The organism is Mesorhizobium sp. KR9-304 (assembly GCF_040049215.1).
Taxonomy (GTDB): Bacteria; Pseudomonadota; Alphaproteobacteria; order Rhizobiales; family Rhizobiaceae; genus Mesorhizobium_K.
On record NZ_JBDZDN010000002.1, the window covers coordinates 155,491 to 174,268 of the forward strand.

Sequence of the window (18,778 nt, forward strand, 5' to 3'; positions counted from 1 at the left end):
AACTATGACCTACGCCACCATCCTCGCCCTCGCCTTCGGCTATCTCCTTGGCTCGATCCCCTTTGGCCTGCTCCTGACTCGCGCGGCGGGCTTGGGCGACGTGCGCAGCATCGGCTCGGGCAATATCGGCGCGACCAACGTCCTGCGCACCGGCAACAAGAGTCTCGCCGCGGCGACGCTTCTCCTCGACATGCTGAAGGGCACGGCGGCGGTGCTGATCGCCGGCGTCTACGGCGCCGAACCCGCCATCGCCGCCGGCCTCGGCGCCTTCCTCGGCCACCTCTTCCCGGTCTGGCTCGGCTTCAAGGGCGGCAAGGGCGTCGCCACCTATATCGGCGTGCTAGCCGGGCTGATGTGGCAGGCGGCGCTGCTGTTCTGCGCGGTCTGGGTCGTCGTCGCCTTCGCGCTGCGCTACTCGTCGTTGTCGGCGCTGACGGCCTGCGTCGTCACGCCGCTCGCTCTCTGGTTCATGGGTCGCATCGACCTCGCCATCCTCTTCGCCGGCTTGAGCGTCATCGTCTTCATAAAACACCGCGCCAACATCGCGCGGCTCATCGCCGGCACCGAAGGCAGGATCGGGGCCAAGGGTTGAACAGGCCGGATGGAGCCCCTCGCCTCAGCGACCGGCAGCGGCTATCCTGGCTGCGCCTCATCCGGACACCCAATGTCGGCCCCGCGAGCTTTCGCGACCTCATCAACCGCTTCGGCTCCGCCGAGGCTGCGCTGGAAATCCTGCCGGAACTGGCGATGGCCGGCGGCGCGGGGCGAGCCGTGCGCATCCCCTCGATCGCCGAAGCCGAGGCGGAACTCGAGACCGCCGCGAAACATGGCGCGCGTTTCATCGGCATCGGCGAGCCCGACTATCCGCCGCTCCTGAAGCGCATGGACCACCCGCCGCCGCTGCTGGCGGTGAAGGGTACGCCTGCCGTGTTCTCGCTGCCGCCGGTCGCCATCGTCGGTGCGCGCAATGCCTCGCTTGCCGGCATCAAGATGGCGCGCATGCTCGCCGCCGAGCTTGGCCGGCATGGCTATGGCGTCGTCTCCGGCCTGGCGCGCGGCATCGACACCGCGGCACACGAGGGCAGCCTGGCCACGGGAACCGTGGCGGTGCTCGCCGGCGGGCTCGACCAGCCATATCCGCCCGAGAACATCGACCTGCTCGGCGAGATCACGACGCGCGGCGGCGCGGCGGTCTCGGAGATGCCGTTCGGCTGGGAGCCGCGCGCACAGGATTTTCCGCGCCGCAACCGCATCATCGCCGGCCTCTCCTTCGGGCTGGTGGTGGTCGAGGCGGCGAAACGCTCCGGTTCGCTGATCAGCGCGAGGCTTGCCGGCGAGATGGGCAGGCTGGTCTTCGCGGTGCCGGGCTCGCCGCTCGACCCGCGCGCGGCCGGCGCCAACGGCCTGCTCAAGGAAGGCGCGATATTGGTGACGGAGGCGGCCGACATCATGGAAGCCATCGCGCCGCTGACGGGTTCCGCGATCCAGCTTCCGCCAAAACTCGACGAACCACCGGATTTCGGCGCCACGCCTCCGCCGCAGGACACCGACCGCGAACGCGTCATCGAGGCACTCGGACCGACGCCTGTTGGCATCGACGAACTGATCCGCCACACCGGGCTTCACCCGGCTCAGGTGTTCATGATCCTTCTGGAGCTCGACCTCGCCGGCCGGCTCGAACGCCACTCAGGCGGAGCTGTTTCGCTTCTGCTCGGGGCTCCGTGACGGCCGCTCGCCGCGGACGATGTCGCTCGCTTCCAGATAGGCCATCTCGATCAGGTAGGCGAGCATGTCGCAGCGCTCGGCTTCGGCCATGTTGCGCAGTTGTCCGAGCATCGACTGTATGTAGTCGAGCGCATCGTGCCTTTTCCTGCCTGGCTGCGCATGCATCGAGCAAGACTCCATTGCCGGCCCGGCGCGATTTCAAATGCGCCAAGCCATCGTTCAGTCTCTGGATTATTTTGCGGTTATTCGCGGCAGTTCCTTACGGATGTTATCCCTACCATATTTACTATAGGTTGCAAGGAATTCTTACCTACCGTCAAAGTTGCATAGGGTCGCACCAACCGCGATTTTCGGCCTGCGGGCTTGACCGGACCGAAAAGCGCAGCCATGTGACGGACGATTCCAAAACTTCATGGCGCGTCGTTCTCCCATTCCGCGCCGCAGGGAAACCTAACCGCTCATGGACGTTGTCGTCGTCGAATCGCCTGCGAAGGCGAAAACGATCAACAAATATCTCGGCCGGAACTACAAGGTCCTGGCCTCCTACGGCCATGTCCGCGACCTTCCGGCGAAAGACGGCTCGGTGCGTCCCGACGACGATTTTTCGATGTCGTGGGAGGTCGACGGCCCCTCTTCCAAGCGTCTCACCGAAATCGCGAACGCGGTCAAGGATGCGGACGGTCTGATCCTCGCCACCGACCCCGACCGCGAGGGCGAAGCCATCTCCTGGCACGTGCTCGAAGTGCTGAAGAACAAGCGCGTGATGAAGGACAAGCCGGTCAGCCGCGTCGTCTTCAACGCGATTACAAAACAGTCAGTGCTCGACGCGATGGCCCATCCGCGCCAGATCGATGCACCGTTGGTCGACGCCTATCTGGCCCGCCGCGCGCTCGACTATCTTGTCGGCTTCACCCTGTCGCCGGTGCTGTGGCGCAAGCTGCCGGGCTCGCGCTCGGCCGGCCGCGTCCAGTCGGTGGCGCTTCGGCTTGTCTCCGACCGCGAGGTCGAGATCGAGAAATTCATCCGCGAGGACTACTGGCAGATCGCCGCCATCCTCGGCACGCCGCGCGCCGACAGCTTCGAGGCGCGGCTGACCGGCTTCGAAGGCAAGCGGCTGCAGAAGCTCGACGTGTCATCGCAGGCCCAGGCTGACGACATCCGCGCCATGCTCGAAGGCGCGTCGTTCAGCGCGCTGTCCGTCGAAGCCAAGCCGACCAGGCGCAACCCCGGTCCGCCCTTCACCACCTCGACGCTGCAGCAGGCGGCGTCGTCGCGGCTCGGCTTTTCGGCGACGCGCACCATGCAGATCGCGCAGCGCCTCTATGAGGGTCTCGACATCGGCGGCGAGACCGCCGGCCTCATCACTTACATGCGAACCGACGGCGTGCAGATGGCCCCGGAAGCGATCGACGCCGCGCGCGCCGCGATCACCAAGGAGTTCGGCGAAAAATACCTGCCGGAGAAGCCGCGATACTATTCGACCAAGGCCAAGAATGCGCAGGAAGCCCACGAGGCGATCCGCCCGACCGACTTCTTCCGCACGCCGGGTTCGGTGCGCCAATATCTCGATGCCGACCAGTTCCGCCTCTACGAGATGATCTGGAGGCGCGCCATCGCCAGCCAGATGCAGCCGGCGGAGATCGAGCGCACCACCGCCGAGATCGAGGCGGTGAACGGCAGCCGCGCCGCGACGCTGCGCGCAGTCGGCTCGGTCGTCCGCTTCGACGGCTTCATCGCCGCCTACACGGACCAGAAGGAAGACGACGCCGAGGACGAGGAGGACCGCCGCCTGCCCGAAATCCGCGCCGGCGAGACGCTAAAGCGCGAGAAGATCGACGTCTCGAAGCACACGACCGAGCCGCCGCCGCGCTACACCGAGGCGACGCTGATCAAGAAGATGGAAGAACTCGGCATCGGCCGTCCGTCGACCTACACGGCGATCCTGAAGACGCTCGAGGACCGCGAATACGTAGCCATCGACAAGCGCCGTCTGATCCCCCAGGCCAAGGGCCGGCTGCTGTCGGCATTCCTCGAAAGCTTCTTCGCGAAGTATGTCGAATACGACTTCACCGCCTCGCTGGAGGAGAAGCTCGACGAGATTTCCGACGGCAAGCTCGAATACAAGGTCGTGCTGCGCGATTTCTGGCGCGACTTCTCGGCGTCCGTCGACGACATCAAGGACCTGCGCATCTCCCAGGTGCTCGACGCGCTGAACGAGGACCTTGCGCCGCTGCTCTTCCCGGCGCGCGCCGACGGCAGCGACCCCCGCATCTGTCCGAAATGCGGCACCGGAAACCTGTCGCTCCGGCTCGGGAAAAGCGGCGGCTTCATCGGCTGCTCGAACTATCCGGAGTGCAGCTACACGCGCCAGTTCGGTGCCGAGAACGCCGAAAACGGCGGCGAGTCCGAAGGGCCGAAGGTGCTCGGCAAGGACCCCTACACATCGGAGGAGATCACGCTGCGCTCCGGCCGCTTCGGACCCTATGTCCAGCGCGGCGACGGCAAGGAAGCCAAGCGCTCCAGCCTGCCGAAGGGGTGGACGCCCGACAGCATCGATCACGAGAAGGCGCTGGCGCTGCTGGCGTTGCCGCGCGATGTCGGCCAGCATCCCGAAAGCGGCAAGATGATCTCCGCCGGCCTCGGCCGCTACGGGCCGTTCGTGCTGCATGACGGCACTTACGCCAATCTCGAAAGCATCGAGGATGTGTTCTCGATCGGGCTCAACCGCGCCGTGTCGGTTATCGCCGAGAAGGTCTCCAAGGGGCGCGGCGGGCGCAACGGTGGAACCCCGGCAGCGCTGAAGGAGTTGGGCGAGCATCCCGACGGCGGCAAGATCACCGTCCGCGACGGCAAGTACGGACCCTACGTGAACCACGAGAAGATCAACGCCACGCTACCCAAGGGCAGAGACCCGATGTCGGTGACGCTCGAAGATGCGCTTGCGCTCATCGCCGAGAAAGCCGCCAAGGGCGGCGGCGGCAAGAAATCGTTCCGCAGGGCTTCCTCGACCGCGAAGCCAGCAGCGAAGAAGACGGCGGCGAAAAAGCCGGCGGCGAAGAAGGTCGCCGCCAAGAAAAAGGCCTGAGGATTGGCACGCAGGATTCCCGGCACAGGAAAACCAGCCGGCAAAGCCCCGGCGGCCCAGGGTAAAGTGCGCGGCGACTTCCGTCCGACCCGGGAAGACATCCTCAAATACATCCACGAGAACCCCGACCGCTCGGGCAAGCGCGAGATCGCCAAGGCTTTTTCGCTGAAGGGCGAGGATCGCGTCTGGCTGAAGGACATGCTGCGCGACCTGCAGGACGAGGGCCTGCTCAACCAGGAACGCAAGCGTCTTTCGCGTGCCGGCAGCCTGCCCCATGTCAGCGTGCTCGAAATCTATTCCCGCGACGCCGATGGCGGGCTGCTTGCCCGGCCGAGCGAATGGAACGACCGTTTCGGCGAGCCGCCGATCGTCTCGCTAAAACCGTCGCGCAGCGGCCCCGCGCCGGGCATAGGCGACCGCGTGCTGGCAAAGACCTTCCCGTCTGACGAGGGAGAAGGCCCGGCCTACACCGGCCGTGTCATGAAGCTGTTCGAGAAGCGCGCCGAGGCCGTGCTCGGCGTGCTCAGGCAGGCCGATGACGGCTCCTTCCGCATCGAGCCGGTTGAGCGCCGCCAGTCGGAGATGACGGTTTCGCGCGACGATCTCAACGGAGCCGAGAAGGGCGATCTCGTCGAGGTCGAGCAGGTTTCGTCCGCCCGTTACGGCCTGCCGCGCGCACGTGTGATTCAGGTGCTCGGCTCGCTGACCTCGGAGAAGGCGGTCTCGATGATCGCCATTCACGCGCACGAGATTCCGCACATCTTCCCCGCCGACGTGCTGGCCGAAGCCGAGGCGGCGAAACACGCGGACATGGCCGGCCGCGAAGACTTCCGCGCCCTCCCCCTCATCACCATCGATCCGGCCGACGCCAAGGACCACGACGATGCGGTGTTCGCCGAACCAGACACGGATGAGAAGAATGTTGGCGGCGTCATCGTCACCGTCGCCATCGCCGACGTCGCCGCCTATGTGCGTTCCGGCTCAGCCCTCGACCGCGAGGCGCTGAAGCGCGGCAATTCGGTCTATTTCCCCGACCGCGTCGTACCGATGCTGCCCGAGCGCATCTCCAACGATCTCTGCTCGCTGAAAGAGGGCGTCGACCGTCCCGCGCTCGCGGTGAGGATGACTTTCTCGTCCGAAGGGCGGAAAATCCGCCACTCGTTCCACCGCGTCATGATGAAGTCGGCGGCGAAGCTCGCGTACCACCAGGCGCAGGCGGCGATGTCAGGCGCGCCTGATGATGTCACCCGTCCGATCCTCGACACGGCGCTGAAGCCGCTCTGGGCGGCTTATGCTGTCCTGAAGCGCGGCCGCGTCTCGCGCCAGCCGCTGGAACTCGACCTGCCCGAGCGCAAGATCCTGCTCAAGCCGGACGGCACTGTCGACAAGGTGATCGTTCCCGACCGTCTCGATGCGCACAAACTCATCGAGGAGTTCATGATCCAGGCGAATGTCGCCGCGGCCGAGACGCTGGAGGCAAAGCTCCAGGCTCTGGTCTACCGGGTCCACGACGCGCCCTCGCTCGCCAAGCAGGAATCGCTGCGCGAATTCCTGGCGACGCTGGGCATGTCGCTGGCGCGCGGCGCCCAACTCACCCCGCGCGCCTTCAACGGAATCCTGGCGCAGGTACAGGGCGCCGACAACGAGGCGCTGGTCAACGAAGTGGTGCTGCGTACGCAGAGCCAGGCCGTCTATTCGCCGGAGAATCTCGGCCATTTCGGGCTGAACCTGCGGCGCTACGCGCATTTCACCTCGCCGATCCGGCGCTATTCGGACCTCATCGTCCATCGCGCGCTGATCGCGTCGCTGAAGCTCGGCGCGGACGGGATCACGCCGGCCGAGGAGGCGCGGCTGGAGGAGATATCAGGGCTGATATCAGCGTCGGAACGGCGCGCCATGGCGGCCGAGCGCGAGACGGTCGACCGGCTGATCGCGGCCTATCTCGCCGAGCAGGTCGACCAGACCTTCGAGGCGCGCATCTCGGGCGTCACCAAATCGGGACTATTTGTCCAATTGCCGCAGTACGGTGCGGATGGTTTCATACCTATATCTTCTCTTGGAGATGACTATTACCACTTCGACGAAGCCGCGCGGGCCCTGTTCGGCAGCCAGTCGGGCAAGGGTTTTCAGCTCGCCGACCGTGTCGAGGTCCGCCTTGTGGAAGTCGCGCCGCTCGCCGGCGCGATGCGGTTCGAGATGCTGAGCGAGCCGAAACCCCTGCCGGGATCGAAGCGTTCGTTCCACAAGTCCAAGGGCGGCAGGAAGATGCGGGAGCGTGCCTCACAGCCGCGCGGCCGCGCAAGGAGATGAGAATGGAAAGCCAGGTTTTCGGCGGCGAGCACCACACGGGGCGCCCAGCCCGGCCGCTCTGGAACGCCATGTGGAACGGCTTTCGCGGCAAATGCCCGAAATGCGGCGAAGGCAAGCTGTTCTCGTCCTTCCTGGGAGTCGTGCCGGCCTGCGGGCATTGCGGCGAGGATATGCACCACCATCGCGCCGACGACCTGCCTGCCTATCTGGTCGTGGTGATCGTCGGCCATGTCATCGTCGGCGCCTTCATGGGTTTCGAGGCGACGAGCACTCTGTCGACATGGCAGCACCTGGCGATCTGGGCACCGCTCACAATCGTCATGGCGGTCGGCCTGCTGCGCCCGGTCAAGGGCGCCATCGTCGGCCTGCAATGGGCGCTCTACATGCACGGCTTCGGCGACGAGGACGATGCGCTGGAAACGCATCCCGAGATGTGAACCGAGAGTGGCGGCGCACCCTCCGGGGCGTGATCGCTGGCTCAGGTCGAGACGGCATCGGCGAACGGCGCGCCAGGTTCGCACACGTAGAACAGCGCCATCCGTGCCGGCACGTCCCCCCTGTTATAGCCCCTCATCTTGACGTGGGCCGGCTCCACAAGAACCTGTCCCGCGGCAATCGCTATCGGCTCGCGCCCCTCCAGCGCCAGCGTGAACGTACCTTCGACTACGAACACCGTCACCGGGAAGCGGTGCCAGTGATATGGAGTGACGTCGCCGGGCAGGAGTGTGGCAAACAGAACCCGAATCTCCTGCTCCGACGCTCGCGGCATGCTCGCGACGACCTCGCGGTGCAGCGGGGTCAACTTGGCGATCCCGGTCTCCTCGGCGCTGCGCGTGACCCCGACGGTCAGGCCCGCGATCATGGTGTCGACGCTGGTCTTCTCGTGCATGTCTTCCTCCAAGGCATTGAAGGAGAAAGGTAGCCACCGGGCGGCATCGCCGGGAGCAGCTTGTTTGCAAGACAAGCGCGCAAAAGTGCATAGTCCAACGATGTTCGATTGGAGCGACCTGCGCCATCTGATCGCCGTGTCCCGACACGGCAGCACCTTGGCCGCGGCCAGGGCGCTCGGCTGCAACCAGTCGACCGTTCACCGCCGGCTGACGGAGCTTGAGCGCAACCTCGGCCTCACACTGGTGCAACGGCGCTCCACGGGCTACCGGCTTACGGAGATCGGAGAGGCGCTCATCGACAAGGTGTTGGCCGTCGAGGCGACCATCGCCGCGCTTGACCACCAGGTCGAGGCGCTAAAGAACGATCTCACGGGGGTGATCCGCCTTACGTGTCCGGAGCCGACCGTTTCGCGTATCGTCGCGACAGGCCTGCTGGACCGCTTCTATGAGCGCTATCCCGGCCTCAAGGTACAGTTCGTGACAAGTGATCGCTACCTCGACATCGCCAAGGGCGAGGCCGACGTCGCATTCCGCTCGGGCGAGCCCGCCGACGACACGCTGGTCGGGCGCAAGATCTGCGACTCGGTGTGGGCCATCTACGCCAGCAAGAGCTATATCCAGCAGCATGGGCGGCCGGCCAGCGTCGCACAGCTCGCCGGCTATGCAATGATCGGCTTTGATGGGATCATGGCCAACCACCGCGTAGCGAAATGGCTGCCGGCGGCGGTGCCGAACGCGCGCGTGGTCAACCGAAACAACAGCATGCTGGGCACTTTGTCGGCGGTGAAGGCCGGCATTGGCGTCGCGCCACTGCCCACGACCCTGGGTGACGCCGAGGAGACGCTGGTCCAGGTGCTCCCGCCGGTCGAAGAACTGACCCGCGCCTGGTACCTGCTCGCGCACCCCGAGTTGCGCAAGACACCGCGTATCGCGGCCTTCGTCGACCATGTGCTCGACGACATTCCGGCGTTGAGAGCGGCTCTGATTGGGTGAGCATGGCGCAACGCGCTATATCGAGCTTTCTAACGCCGCTTTCTTCAATCGGCGAAGGCCTGTATGGCGGGTCGTCGGCATGGCGGTGTCGTCGGGGACCCGGTCCAGGCACCGCCAAGCCCACCAGATATTTGGCCGAGGACATGACGTGCAACGATTCTTCCCGCTAGACACCTCGGTGGTCCTGACGGTCCTGACCGTGCTCGGCATGCTGCTTGCCTCGGCCGCCATCTGGCCTCTGGAGGGCGAAGCCGCCGCGCTGTTCTCCCTGACAGGCCTGTCGCTTGTCTATCTGGCGGGCGGCCTGCCGGCGGCCTGGCGGGCGCTCGGAACGTTGTGGCAGGAAGGCATCCTCGACATCGACCTGCTGATGGTCGTCGCGGCCATCGCTGCGGCGGCAGTCGGCGCGCCGTTCGAAGGCGCGGTCCTGCTCACCCTTTTCAGCATCTCGACCACCCTGGAGGAGCGGGCCTTGGGACGCGCGCGCCGCGCCATCGAAGCCTTGATGGCGCTGCGTCCGGAAACGGCCCTGCGCAGGAAGCCCGACGGCACGGTCAAGGAAATTCCCGCCGCCGGCCTTGTGGTGGACGATGTCTTCGTGCTGCGGCCCGGCGCGCGCGTGCCGGCCGACGGTGTGATCGTCGCCGGGCGCGGCTCCGTGGACGAGGCAAACATCACCGGCGAATCGATGCCCGTCGCCAAGGAGCCAGGCGCTCAGGTCTTCGAGGCGACGGTCAACCTCGACGGCGTGATCGAAGTCGCCGTGAGCAGGACCGTCGCGGAAAGCACGGTCGCCCGCATGATCGCGCTGGTGACCGAGGCCCAGGCGGCCAAGGCGCCGTCCGAGCGTTTCAGCGCATGGTTCGGTCAGCGCTACACGGTAGCGGTCATGGCCGGCGCCGTGCTTGCCTTCGCGGCCTTCTATTGGCTGGGGCGCGACTGGGAGGAAGCGCTCTACCGGGCCGCGACCCTGCTGGTGGCGGCCAGCCCGTGCGCCATCGTCATCTCGGTTCCCGCCGCGATCCTCTCGGCGCTGTCGGCCGCCGCGCGCGGGGGCGTTCTGTTCAAGGGTGGGGCCGCGCTTGAAACGCTGGCGGCGGTCAACGCTTTCGCATTCGACAAGACCGGAACCCTGACGACGGGCAAGGCGGCGGTGACCAGCGTCGTCGCGATCGACGGAGACGTGCCGGGCTTCCTGTCGCTGCTGGCCGGCCTCGAGGCGCAGTCTGAGCACCCAAGCGCCGCCGCCATCCGCCGGGAGGCCGCCGGCCGCGGCATCGACCCCGCCCCGGTCAGGAACGCCACCACGCGGCCCAGCGCCGGGATCGTCGGCGAGGACGGCAAGGGTCTGCTCTGGGCCGGCAATCCGCGCCTTGCGGCAGAAATGGGCGCATCGATCGATCACCCGGCGCTGCAACCGCTGACGCAAGACAGCCAGAGCATCGTCTATCTCGGCCGGGACACTGAGGTGCTGGGAGCCGTCGCCATTGCCGACCAATCGCGCGCGACATCCGCGCCGGCGCTTTCCGCGCTGCGGGATGCCGGGGTCGGCACGATCGTCATGATGACGGGCGATCGCCGTCCCGTCGCGCTGCGCATCGGCGCGGAACTGGGGCTGCGGGACGACGAGATTCATTCCGACATGCTGCCGCGGGACAAGGTCGAACTGGTCGCGGCGCTCGCTGCCAAAGGCAAGGTCGCCTTCGTCGGAGACGGCGTCAACGACGCCGCCGCTCTCGCGCGCGCCGACGTCGGCATCGCCATGGGCGCGGCGGGCTCGGACGTGGCCCTCCAGGCCGCCGACGTCGCCCTGCTGTCGGAGGACATGGGGCGCCTGGCGGAAGCGCATCGGCTGGCGCGCCGGACGGCGACGATCATCCGGCAGAACCTTATATTCGCGATCGGCGCGATGGCCGTGCTCGTCACTGGCGGGCTGTTCTTCGACCTGCCGCTCCCGCTTGCGGTGATCGGACATGAGGGCGGTACGGTTCTGGTCGTGCTCAACGGCCTGCGCTTGCTCGGCGCGCCCATCGGCCGCCGCCGGGCCGAGGCCCCCTCGCGGATACCCTCGCCCGCGCTGCCACAATCGAGCCCGCCGGTTCGGCAGCAGGCCTATCGCCGAAAGGTGCCGCGCAGCGCCGCCTGAGACCGGTTGGCGTTCGTCGCGATCCTGATGTAGCTTCCGCGCCATGCACGAAGGGCTTGTTCAGGCGGATCGACCGGTCGACATATCGCTGGACAGGTCCGCCGGGTTGCGCATCGCCATCGTCGGCGGCGGCATCAGCGGCATCGCGGCGGCCTGGTACCTCAAGCGGGCGAAACTCGACAATTTCCTGGTCTTCGAGAGTTCGAGCGAGCCGGGCGGCACCTGGCACGACAACCGCTATCCCGGCGCGGAGGTCGACATCGCCTGCCATCTCTACTCATTCTCCTTCAACAGGTACGACTGGACGCAAAGATTCGGCAGCCAAGCGGAGGTGAAACGCTATCTCGAGAAGACGATCGACGAATTCGGGCTTCGCTCGCGGTTCCGCTTCGGCGCCACGGTCGTCTCGGCCGCGTGGTCGGACGAGAAGAAGCTCTACACTGTGAGCTTCGCCGACGGCCGGACCGCGGAGTTCGAAGCCGTCATCTCCTGCGTCGGTTTCCTCAGCGTCCCCGTCATCCCGCCCGGCATCGATCTTGCCGCCTATCCGGGCATCGCCTGCCATACGGCGCGCTGGCCCGACGACATCAGCCTCGCGGGCAAGCGCGTCGGCGTCATAGGGACCGGCTCGTCGGCCGTGCAGATCGTCCCGGAGGCGGCGAAGGTCGCGAAGTCGGTCACCATCTTCCAGCGTTCGCCGAACTGGATATTGCCCAAGAAGAACCGGATATTTACCGCCCGACAGCGCACACGCTACCAAACCTCGTGGCAGTACCGCTTCAAGGCTTTGAAGGAATTTCTCAGGTACGAATGGGCCAGGATCGGCCGGCCGGAAAGGCTGGGCTCGAAGATCAACCGGCGTATGCGCACCGCCGCCGAGGCATATCTCAGGCGGTCGCTGGCCGAACGCCCCGACCTCGTCGAGAAACTCCTGCCCGACCATCCGCTCGGCGCCAAGCGCGCGGTGGCCAGCGGCGACTTCTACGCCGCCGTCCAACAGCCGCACGTCGCGATCGCTCCCGCGGTGGCGCGCATGGACGCCGACGGCCTGATCGACGAAGAGGGCAACCGCCACGAGCTCGACGTCGTCGTGCTCGCGACCGGCTTCAGCGCCGCGGACTATCTGTCGCGCCTTGAAGTCGTGGGGAGGAACGGTGCCGACCTGCACACGGTCTGGAGCGGCGAGCCGGCCGCCTTCCTCGGCTCCTGCGTACCGGGCTTCCCGAATTTCTTCATGCTCGATGGCCCCAACAGCAACAGCGGCACGCTGCTGTTCATCCTCGAATGCCAGGCGCGCTTCGCCGCCGATTGCCTCGCGGCGATGGTGAGAGCGGGCGGCGCGACGGTCGAGGTCAGGCGCTCGGCCTTCGACGGCTTCAACCGCCGGGTCCAGGAAAGGCTGGAGAAATCCGTCTACAAGACGACGAGGAACTACTACGCGGCCGCGTCGGGTCGCATCGTCACGCAATGGCCATTCTCGGCAACGCGGTTCTGGTGGATGACCAGGGCTACACGCCGGTCATCGATGAAGATCGACTGAATCGTCACGCTCTCAAGGAGAACGGCGCAGCCTTAACGATTGAAATGGCTAGACGCACGCGAAGATCAACGACGGATCGCCTGCGGTGACCTTTGAAAGCACGTCGCGCTTGATCAGCGCGGGTTTCCTGTATGCCTTCTTCAATTGTCCCTCCTTTTTGTGGCCTGGTGCCGGATTACCCGGACATAAGCACCGGCGATGCCGTAGCGACAACCGCCGACAGCAGGCTACGTTTCGTCAGCACCGGCTTCTCGTAGGTCTTCTTCAATTGTCCCTCCTTTGCCTGAGCGAAGACGGCATCCCCGGCCCGGCCGTATTAACTGGGCATAGGAACCGGCGATGCGGTAGCGACAACCGTCGACAGCAGACTGCGTTTCGTCAGCACCGGCTTTTCGTAGGTCCTCTTCACAAGCACTTCCCCGCTCTCGTGCGAAATATGCGAATCCGAGCATACATCAGTCGCATGGATCCACAAGCCGCACCTCGAATCGCCAGTGTCCATTGCCGGCCAGCGCTCGGTGCCGCTGTCTAAGCTGAGACATTGACCGCGCCTCCCCTTCCCCTAATCTGGCCACCATGGAAGGCATGACCAAAGCCGAGGTGGACAGGATCGAGGCGAAGGCGCTGGGGCCTGGCCCGCTTCGCCCGCGCGACGCTGCCACCCTTATCCTGCTCAACCGCAGGGGTGGCGACCTCCACGTGCTGATGGGGCGCCGCCATATGCGGCACGCTTTCATGCCGGGCAAGTTCGTCTTTCCCGGCGGCCGCACCGATCCCGCCGACAGCCGCGTCGTCGTGGCGTCGGGATTGCACCCGCACGAGGAGGCGAAGCTCATGGCCGGCGCCGGTCGCACGAGCCTCGCGCGGGCCCGCGCCATAGCGCTGTCGGCGATCCGCGAAACCTATGAGGAAGCGGGCATGCTGATCGGCGAGAAGGGTCCGTTCGCCGCCGGCAAGGCCGAGTGGCAGGCCTTCGCCGACCACGGCGTTCGCCCGGCGCTTGCCGGCCTGCGTTTGATTGCGCGGGCGATCACGCCGCCCGGTCGCGTACGGCGCTTCGACACGCGATTCCTCAGCGCCTGGCGTGGCGACGTCGCCGTCGAGTTGCCCGGGGGCGGACCGACCAACGAGTTGGAAGAGTTGGTCTGGCTTCCGATCGCGCAAGCAAAACGCGTCGACATTCCCGAAATCACCAGGACCGTGCTCGGCGAGTTGGAAAAACGTCTGGCCTGCGATCCAGGGCTCAACCCCGGCGGGCCGGCGCCTTTCTACCGCATGGTCAGAAAACGCTTCGTCCGCGAGATGCTTTGAGCGCGCGGCGGGCCTCTAGATCCGGTCGGCGCTCCCTTCGGGCTGCGGGCCGTCGTATCCTGGCACAATCGCCAAATCCATGATGGACTTGCCTGATCTCAAAGCCATCGCCCTGGCATATTCCGGGGAGTGATAGCACTCTATCGCCGCGTCGTAGGTTGGAAACTCAATGACAACGACGCGGGACCGCGGCTGGCCTTCCGGATTCTCGCCCTGACCGCCTCGGGTGAGAAAACGGGCCCCGTATTTGCGGAATGCCGTTGCATTCTCGGCCACGTAAGCCTTGTAGCCCTCCGGGTCCAATACATCGACAAAAGCAACCCAATAGCCCTTTGTCATTCGCATTCCCCACAGCGTACGGGCGCCCTCCGGATGGGCGCACGGCACGTAAGCTCACTGCGACTCCGCAGTTAGCTCGCGGACCTCGAAACGCGACAGATTGAGCTGGGTCTTGGCCCGGCCGGTCTGCGCGGCGGCGAGCTCGAAACCCACCAGCGATCCGCCCTCCGGCGCCATAGCCTCGAACTCGATGACCGGCCGGTCATTCACCTTGAAGGTGATCATGTTGCCTTTCATCACCGCGGACAGCTCGAACTTGTCGCCGGCCGCGAATTTCCGGCCGCCGGGCAGCGCGGTCCAGGAAACCGGCGTCAGCCATTTGTTGTTCTGCAGCCGCTGCACGCTGTAGATGCCGACCAGCGGGGCGACCTCGAAGGCATAGTAGTTCTCGAGGTCGACGCCCCAGACGATCAGCCCGACATAGGGCTGCGTCTCGCACACCTCCGCGTCGGTGCAGCGATAGGCCACCGTATAGGTGGCGCAGGCGACCGCATTGTCGAAGAAGCCCCACTGGCTGATCGCGCGCTTGACAGTGCCGGGCGGATAGTCGGTCGACAGGCCCTCGCCGTCGACGCGCTCCAGCTTGGGATCGATCGCCACGCCCCAGGCGCGGTTGAGCTTGCTAAAATTGTCCTCCATCAGCACCTTGCCGCCCTCGCAGGCGAAAGCCGCCGCAGGCGCCAGAAAAATGCCCGCGGCCATCGCCGCCGCGCTCAGAAAAGCTCTCACCATACCCGTCCTCTCACCATGCTCCCGCGCCGCCCTCGCCGTGGCGCTTTTGCGCCACCATAGCATGTCGGGACGGGACGGATAGTGCGATATCCGCCCCGGACGCCAGAGGAAAACGCCACCCGGTTGGCAGAAGTCATTCACTTCTCTATCCAGCGTCAACTATACGATGTTCCGGTTGCCTGGGGCTTGTGGCCACCGGCGCTGAAGGACGGTTGAATGAAGCTGATTGTCGTCACGCCAGCCGGCCGGGAGCGCTATCTCCGTCTTCTCAGTCATTACGTTCTCGGCAGCCCGGAAGTGTCCGAGTGGCAACTGTGGGACAATTGCCGCACCGAAAGCGATCGACGGTATTTGCGCGAGCTTGCTGCGACCGATCCACGCTGCAAGATAAAGGAGCTGCCCGGCGCCAACGGCAACCTTGGCATAGTTGGCGATTTTTTCCGGTTCTGCGACGATCCGGAAGCGCTCTACCTTCGTTTCGATGACGACATCGTCTTTGTCGAGCCCGGCTTCTTCGAGAAGTTCCAGGCGAAAGCCCAAGCCGCAAAGGGTTCGGCGCTGTGGTTCTCTCCGCTGGTCATAAACAACGTGGTCTGCGCCTCGCTGCTGCAGCACTTCTCGCGGGTCGTCATCAACGGCCCGATCACCTGCCAGGCCATGTGCCCATATGCATGGGCGTATGCGAGCTTTCCCAAGGCGATGCATCCGGTATTTATCGACGCGGTGCGACAGGGAAGGCTCGCCGATTTCCGGGTGCCCGACCGGGACATCCGCCTGTCGCGGTTCTCGATCAACGCGATTGCCTTCTTCGGCTCTGACATCGCGCGGCTCGGCGAGCTCTTCCACCACCACCGGGGCGCCGAGGAGGAATGGTATTCCGTGGTCCTGCCGGCCAAGCTCGACACATGCGGGCGGATTTTTGGCGATCTCATCGTGTCGCACTTCAGTTTCTACACGCAGGAGCGCAAGCTGCTGCAGACAGGCATACTGGACGCATACTACGGCCTCGCGTCTCTCCCGGTTCCGGATTACGAGAAGCCCGTGGACCGAAAGCGGCTCAAGGATTTCCTTCGTCCCTGGCGTCGGCCGAAGGTGATCGAGCCGGAATATGCGATTTCGCTGAGAGACAAGCCTGCGGCATGACCGAGTGACGATATCGGCGGCACTGACGACGTTAATCGGCAGCGGGCAACTTGTCGGCTATTCCATTTCGCGTTGAACGAAGGTAAATGCTGATGGCATTGTAGCGGGACTCCACGAGGGGATCTGGATGAGAAAGCCATATTCGAAGCCTTCGCTCGACAAGCGAGTGATTCTACCGGCGGTCACCGCGCAGACGCAGTCCGCGCCGTTCGTGCCGCCGCCGCTGTTACCTGGTGGTTGACGGTTGCTGGACCTGACGTCCGTTCGGAGATTTGGATGAGAAAGCCATATTTGAAGCCTTCGCTCGACAAGCGAGTGATTCTGCCGGCGGTCACCGCGCAGACGCAGTCCGCGCCGTTCGTGCCGCCGCCATTTTTACCAACCTGACGTCCGTTCGGAGATTTGGATGAGAAAGCCTTATTTGAAGCCTTCGCTCGACAAGCGCGTGATTCTGCCGGCAGTCACCGCGGTGTCACAGTCCGCGCCGTTCGCTCCGCCGCCGCAGATACCTAGTGTTCCTTGACATAGTTTAGCTAGGACGGCCTTTGTCAGAAAGTCTGTCGTGACGGGAGCGGATCGCCGGGTAATTCAGCGGGTCGGTGGTGCTTGAGCAGTTGCGTCGGCAATGGAACTGATCTGCTACGTCATTGAAGACGACGGCGGGTTCGAGATTCGGCCCGCTCCCCATCGGCGTGACTGGATGGACGACGCTCATCAGCGGGCGCCATACCGATGTCTGCCGCTCGTCATGGCCAACCGCTATGGCTGGGAAATCCTCTGTCCCGTCAGCTTCACGGCCATCTGGAACGGCGGACCGTCGCTCGATGGCGTCGTTGTGCTTGAAGACCGAGGCACGACGCCGCCTGCGATCAGTCATTTCGGCGAGGGAATACTGACGTTCAGGATGCCGTTGGTGTTCAGGACCGATCCCGGCACCGACCTCATCGTTCAGGGGCCGATCAACCAGCCCAAGGACGCCATCGCCCCTCTGACGGGCGTCGTCGAGAGCGACTGGGGGCCGTTCAACTTCACCATGAACTGGAAATTCACGCGGCCCAAAACCGCGATTCGCTTCCACAAGGGCGAGCCGTTTTGCCACCTCACGCTCGCAAGGCGTGGCGCGCTGGAAAGCGTCCGTCCCAGGATCATGCCCATCTCGGCTGACCCGCAACTTGAAGCCGACCACCGCGAATGGGCCACGGCCCGCAAGAAGTTCAACGACGATCTGAAGGTGCAGGGGTCCGCGGCGAGAAAGGCCGGCTGGCAGAAGCACTACCAGCAGGGCATCGACCTCCACGGAAACGAGAAACCGTTCCTCCATTTGACCAAGACAAACCTTCGCCCGTTCGAGCGGAAGAAGTGAACCTCGACCCGCGTTCTCCCTCTCCGTCGAATGCCGTCAGCCCTCTCGCGAAGGCGACGCCCGCGCGCAACGCGGTGTGCCTCTGTACGGACCGGAACATGCTCATCCCGGCGCTGTTCGTCGCCGACGCCGTCCGGTCGAGGGAACCTGCTTCGTCCAACCGCTACGACGTCATCGTCTTCTCCCAAGCCTCAGAAGTGACTGAGACGCACAAGGCTTGGATGCGGGAGCGCGGCATCATCTTCCGCGACGACATGGACATGGCCCGGCTGTCGGAGGTGAAGCGGTTCTCCGGACGCCTGACCTCGGCCACGCTCATGAAACTCCAATTGGCCGAACACCTGTCCGGTCAATACGACAGGCTGCTCTACCTCGACAGCGATCTCACCATCCATGGCGATGTCGGCCGGATATTCTCGCTGGACACCGGGCCATTCGAAATCGCCGCCGCTCCGTCCGGGCGCATCCTCGTCGACTTGACCGAACAGCAGCGCCGGCAAACCCTTGACCATTTCAAGGCTCTCGGCATGAGCGAGCCCTACCGCTTCTTCAACAGCGGGGTTCTCTACATCGACGTCGCGAAATGGAACCGGGCTATGCTTGGAGAGCGGGCCCTCGCCTTTATCAGGCAAAACCCCGACCTTTGTTTTCTCCCCGACGAGCACGCGCTCAACGCCGTTCTGGATGGAAACATCGCCGAGTTGACGCCCATCTGGAACATGCCTCCCAACACCAGGGAGCGACCCTGGGCGGACGACCCTCCCTGTCCCGTCATCGTCCATCATGCCGGCCACGACAAGCCTTGGCGGCGCTACGGATTCCGCAAGAGACTGTTTCCCGACCGTTCCGCATATCGGCTCTACGAGGCGTTCCTCAGGGACACACCGTGGCCCGACTGGCTCGACCGGCAATGGGGCGCCAGGGATTTTTGGGCCAGCCTCGCCTGGGAGATGAAGCGTATCTCGCGCAGGCTGCGCGGCAAGCTCGGCGAACCGTCAGCCGCGCAGCGGACGGCCCATCGGGAAGCCGCCCGCCTCTATTGCGCCGAGACAAAATTCGCCGATGTCGAGCAAGGCATCGTCGAGGGGCGCGACGGCAGGTTCCGCCTCGCGGAAAAGGCAAATTAGCGACTCTGCGTGGCGCGCAAGGGTGCGACGGATCTGGCGAGGCATTGCCGCGAGGGTCGTCGGCGGCCTGTTTG

The 18,778-nt window shown here is 65.1% G+C and carries 17 protein-coding genes; 12 read left to right on the top strand and 5 right to left on the bottom strand.

What is annotated here, in order from left to right:
- Window positions 1–4: 4 nt before the first annotated feature.
- A complete protein-coding gene (plsY, locus tag ABLE71_RS13015) occupies window positions 5–592 on the top strand; it encodes a glycerol-3-phosphate 1-O-acyltransferase PlsY (RefSeq protein ID WP_348783874.1) in 588 nt (195 codons plus the stop codon).
- Window positions 589–1,725 carry a DNA-processing protein DprA gene (dprA, locus tag ABLE71_RS13020; protein WP_348783875.1) on the top strand — a complete coding sequence of 379 codons (1,137 nt, stop codon included), beginning with the start codon at window positions 589–591 and terminating at the stop codon, window positions 1,723–1,725. The genes plsY and dprA overlap by 4 nt, the downstream gene beginning before the upstream one ends.
- Here dprA and ABLE71_RS13025 read toward each other — a convergent pair.
- The gene (locus tag ABLE71_RS13025) at window positions 1,687–1,890 is read right to left on the bottom strand and encodes a hypothetical protein (RefSeq protein WP_348783876.1); all 204 of its coding nucleotides are present in this window, start codon (window positions 1,888–1,890) and stop codon (window positions 1,687–1,689) included. The two genes, dprA and ABLE71_RS13025, sit on opposite strands and share 39 nt — an antisense overlap.
- A gap of 295 nt (window positions 1,891–2,185) precedes the next feature.
- Here ABLE71_RS13025 and topA point away from each other — a divergent pair, with 295 nt between their 5' ends.
- From topA to ABLE71_RS13040, 3 genes are all read left to right on the top strand, one after another.
- A complete protein-coding gene (gene topA, locus ABLE71_RS13030; RefSeq protein ID WP_348783877.1) occupies window positions 2,186–4,810 on the top strand; it encodes a type I DNA topoisomerase in 2,625 nt (874 codons plus the stop codon).
- Window positions 4,811–4,876: 66 nt separating this feature from the next.
- The gene (gene rnr / locus ABLE71_RS13035) at window positions 4,877–7,120 is read left to right on the top strand and encodes a ribonuclease R (protein WP_348784468.1); all 2,244 of its coding nucleotides are present in this window, start codon (window positions 4,877–4,879) and stop codon (window positions 7,118–7,120) included.
- Between the two features lie 2 nt (window positions 7,121–7,122).
- Complete coding sequence (locus tag ABLE71_RS13040) at window positions 7,123–7,557, top strand: DUF983 domain-containing protein (protein ID WP_348783878.1); 435 nt, start codon at window positions 7,123–7,125, stop codon at window positions 7,555–7,557.
- 41 nt (window positions 7,558–7,598) lie between these two features.
- Here ABLE71_RS13040 and ABLE71_RS13045 read toward each other — a convergent pair whose 3' ends face one another.
- Window positions 7,599–8,009 carry a cupin domain-containing protein gene (locus tag ABLE71_RS13045; protein ID WP_348783879.1) on the bottom strand — a complete coding sequence of 137 codons (411 nt, stop codon included), beginning with the start codon at window positions 8,007–8,009 and terminating at the stop codon, window positions 7,599–7,601.
- On the opposite strand from ABLE71_RS13045, the gene ABLE71_RS13050 reads away from it, so the two are divergent.
- The 3 genes from ABLE71_RS13050 to ABLE71_RS13060 all read left to right on the top strand — a co-directional run bounded on the left by ABLE71_RS13050 (window position 7,981) and on the right by ABLE71_RS13060 (window position 12,689).
- A complete protein-coding gene (locus tag ABLE71_RS13050; RefSeq protein ID WP_348783880.1) occupies window positions 7,981–9,003 on the top strand; it encodes a LysR family transcriptional regulator in 1,023 nt (340 codons plus the stop codon). The two genes, ABLE71_RS13045 and ABLE71_RS13050, sit on opposite strands and share 29 nt — an antisense overlap.
- A gap of 208 nt (window positions 9,004–9,211) precedes the next feature.
- A complete protein-coding gene (locus ABLE71_RS13055; RefSeq protein WP_348784469.1) occupies window positions 9,212–11,149 on the top strand; it encodes a cation-translocating P-type ATPase in 1,938 nt (645 codons plus the stop codon).
- A 43-nt stretch (window positions 11,150–11,192) separates the two neighbouring features.
- The gene (locus tag ABLE71_RS13060; RefSeq protein ID WP_348783881.1) at window positions 11,193–12,689 is read left to right on the top strand and encodes an NAD(P)/FAD-dependent oxidoreductase; all 1,497 of its coding nucleotides are present in this window, start codon (window positions 11,193–11,195) and stop codon (window positions 12,687–12,689) included.
- Between the two features lie 175 nt (window positions 12,690–12,864).
- Here the strand turns inward: ABLE71_RS13060 and ABLE71_RS13065 are convergent, their stop codons facing one another.
- Window positions 12,865–12,957: a putative RiPP precursor gene (locus tag ABLE71_RS13065; protein WP_348783882.1), complete on the bottom strand. Its 93-nt coding sequence runs from the start codon at window positions 12,955–12,957 to the stop codon at window positions 12,865–12,867.
- Window positions 12,958–13,265: 308 nt separating this feature from the next.
- Here ABLE71_RS13065 and ABLE71_RS13070 point away from each other — a divergent pair, with 308 nt between their 5' ends.
- Window positions 13,266–14,000 carry an NUDIX hydrolase gene (locus ABLE71_RS13070; protein WP_348783883.1) on the top strand — a complete coding sequence of 245 codons (735 nt, stop codon included), beginning with the start codon at window positions 13,266–13,268 and terminating at the stop codon, window positions 13,998–14,000.
- 15 nt (window positions 14,001–14,015) lie between these two features.
- Here ABLE71_RS13070 and ABLE71_RS13075 read toward each other — a convergent pair whose 3' ends face one another.
- Both ABLE71_RS13075 and ABLE71_RS13080 read right to left on the bottom strand, forming a co-directional pair.
- Window positions 14,016–14,339, bottom strand: coding sequence for a DUF1330 domain-containing protein (locus tag ABLE71_RS13075; RefSeq protein ID WP_348783884.1), 324 nt, complete (start codon window positions 14,337–14,339; stop codon window positions 14,016–14,018).
- 54 nt (window positions 14,340–14,393) lie between these two features.
- The gene (locus ABLE71_RS13080; protein ID WP_348783885.1) at window positions 14,394–15,071 is read right to left on the bottom strand and encodes a hypothetical protein; all 678 of its coding nucleotides are present in this window, start codon (window positions 15,069–15,071) and stop codon (window positions 14,394–14,396) included.
- Window positions 15,072–15,287: 216 nt separating this feature from the next.
- On the opposite strand from ABLE71_RS13080, the gene ABLE71_RS13085 reads away from it, so the two are divergent.
- The 3 genes from ABLE71_RS13085 to ABLE71_RS13095 all read left to right on the top strand — a co-directional run bounded on the left by ABLE71_RS13085 (window position 15,288) and on the right by ABLE71_RS13095 (window position 18,704).
- Window positions 15,288–16,214, top strand: a complete 927-nt coding sequence (locus ABLE71_RS13085) for a hypothetical protein (RefSeq protein WP_348783886.1) — start codon at window positions 15,288–15,290, stop codon at window positions 16,212–16,214.
- Between the two features lie 625 nt (window positions 16,215–16,839).
- The gene (locus ABLE71_RS13090) at window positions 16,840–17,577 is read left to right on the top strand and encodes a DUF6065 family protein (protein ID WP_348783887.1); all 738 of its coding nucleotides are present in this window, start codon (window positions 16,840–16,842) and stop codon (window positions 17,575–17,577) included.
- Between the two features lie 74 nt (window positions 17,578–17,651).
- On the top strand, window positions 17,652–18,704 hold the full coding sequence (locus ABLE71_RS13095; RefSeq protein ID WP_348784470.1) for a glycosyltransferase: 1,053 nt from the start codon (window positions 17,652–17,654) through the stop codon (window positions 18,702–18,704).
- Window positions 18,705–18,778 lie beyond the last annotated feature (74 nt).

Coding starts and splice junctions, on each gene's coding strand:
- ABLE71_RS13085 (WP_348783886.1), top strand. CDS start 15,288: ATGAAGCTGATTGTCGTCACGCCAGCCGGCCGGGAGCGCTATCTCCGT.
- ABLE71_RS13075 (WP_348783884.1), bottom strand. CDS start 14,339: ATGACAAAGGGCTATTGGGTTGCTTTTGTCGATGTATTGGACCCGGAG.
- ABLE71_RS13050 (WP_348783880.1), top strand. CDS start 7,981: ATGGTGTCGACGCTGGTCTTCTCGTGCATGTCTTCCTCCAAGGCATTG.
- ABLE71_RS13060 (WP_348783881.1), top strand. CDS start 11,193: ATGCACGAAGGGCTTGTTCAGGCGGATCGACCGGTCGACATATCGCTG.
- ABLE71_RS13080 (WP_348783885.1), bottom strand. CDS start 15,071: ATGGTGAGAGCTTTTCTGAGCGCGGCGGCGATGGCCGCGGGCATTTTT.
- ABLE71_RS13025 (WP_348783876.1), bottom strand. CDS start 1,890: ATGCATGCGCAGCCAGGCAGGAAAAGGCACGATGCGCTCGACTACATA.
- ABLE71_RS13070 (WP_348783883.1), top strand. CDS start 13,266: ATGGAAGGCATGACCAAAGCCGAGGTGGACAGGATCGAGGCGAAGGCG.
- ABLE71_RS13045 (WP_348783879.1), bottom strand. CDS start 8,009: ATGCACGAGAAGACCAGCGTCGACACCATGATCGCGGGCCTGACCGTC.
- plsY (WP_348783874.1), top strand. CDS start 5: ATGACCTACGCCACCATCCTCGCCCTCGCCTTCGGCTATCTCCTTGGC.
- ABLE71_RS13040 (WP_348783878.1), top strand. CDS start 7,123: ATGGAAAGCCAGGTTTTCGGCGGCGAGCACCACACGGGGCGCCCAGCC.
- ABLE71_RS13055 (WP_348784469.1), top strand. CDS start 9,212: ATGCTGCTTGCCTCGGCCGCCATCTGGCCTCTGGAGGGCGAAGCCGCC.
- topA (WP_348783877.1), top strand. CDS start 2,186: ATGGACGTTGTCGTCGTCGAATCGCCTGCGAAGGCGAAAACGATCAAC.
- ABLE71_RS13090 (WP_348783887.1), top strand. CDS start 16,840: ATGGAACTGATCTGCTACGTCATTGAAGACGACGGCGGGTTCGAGATT.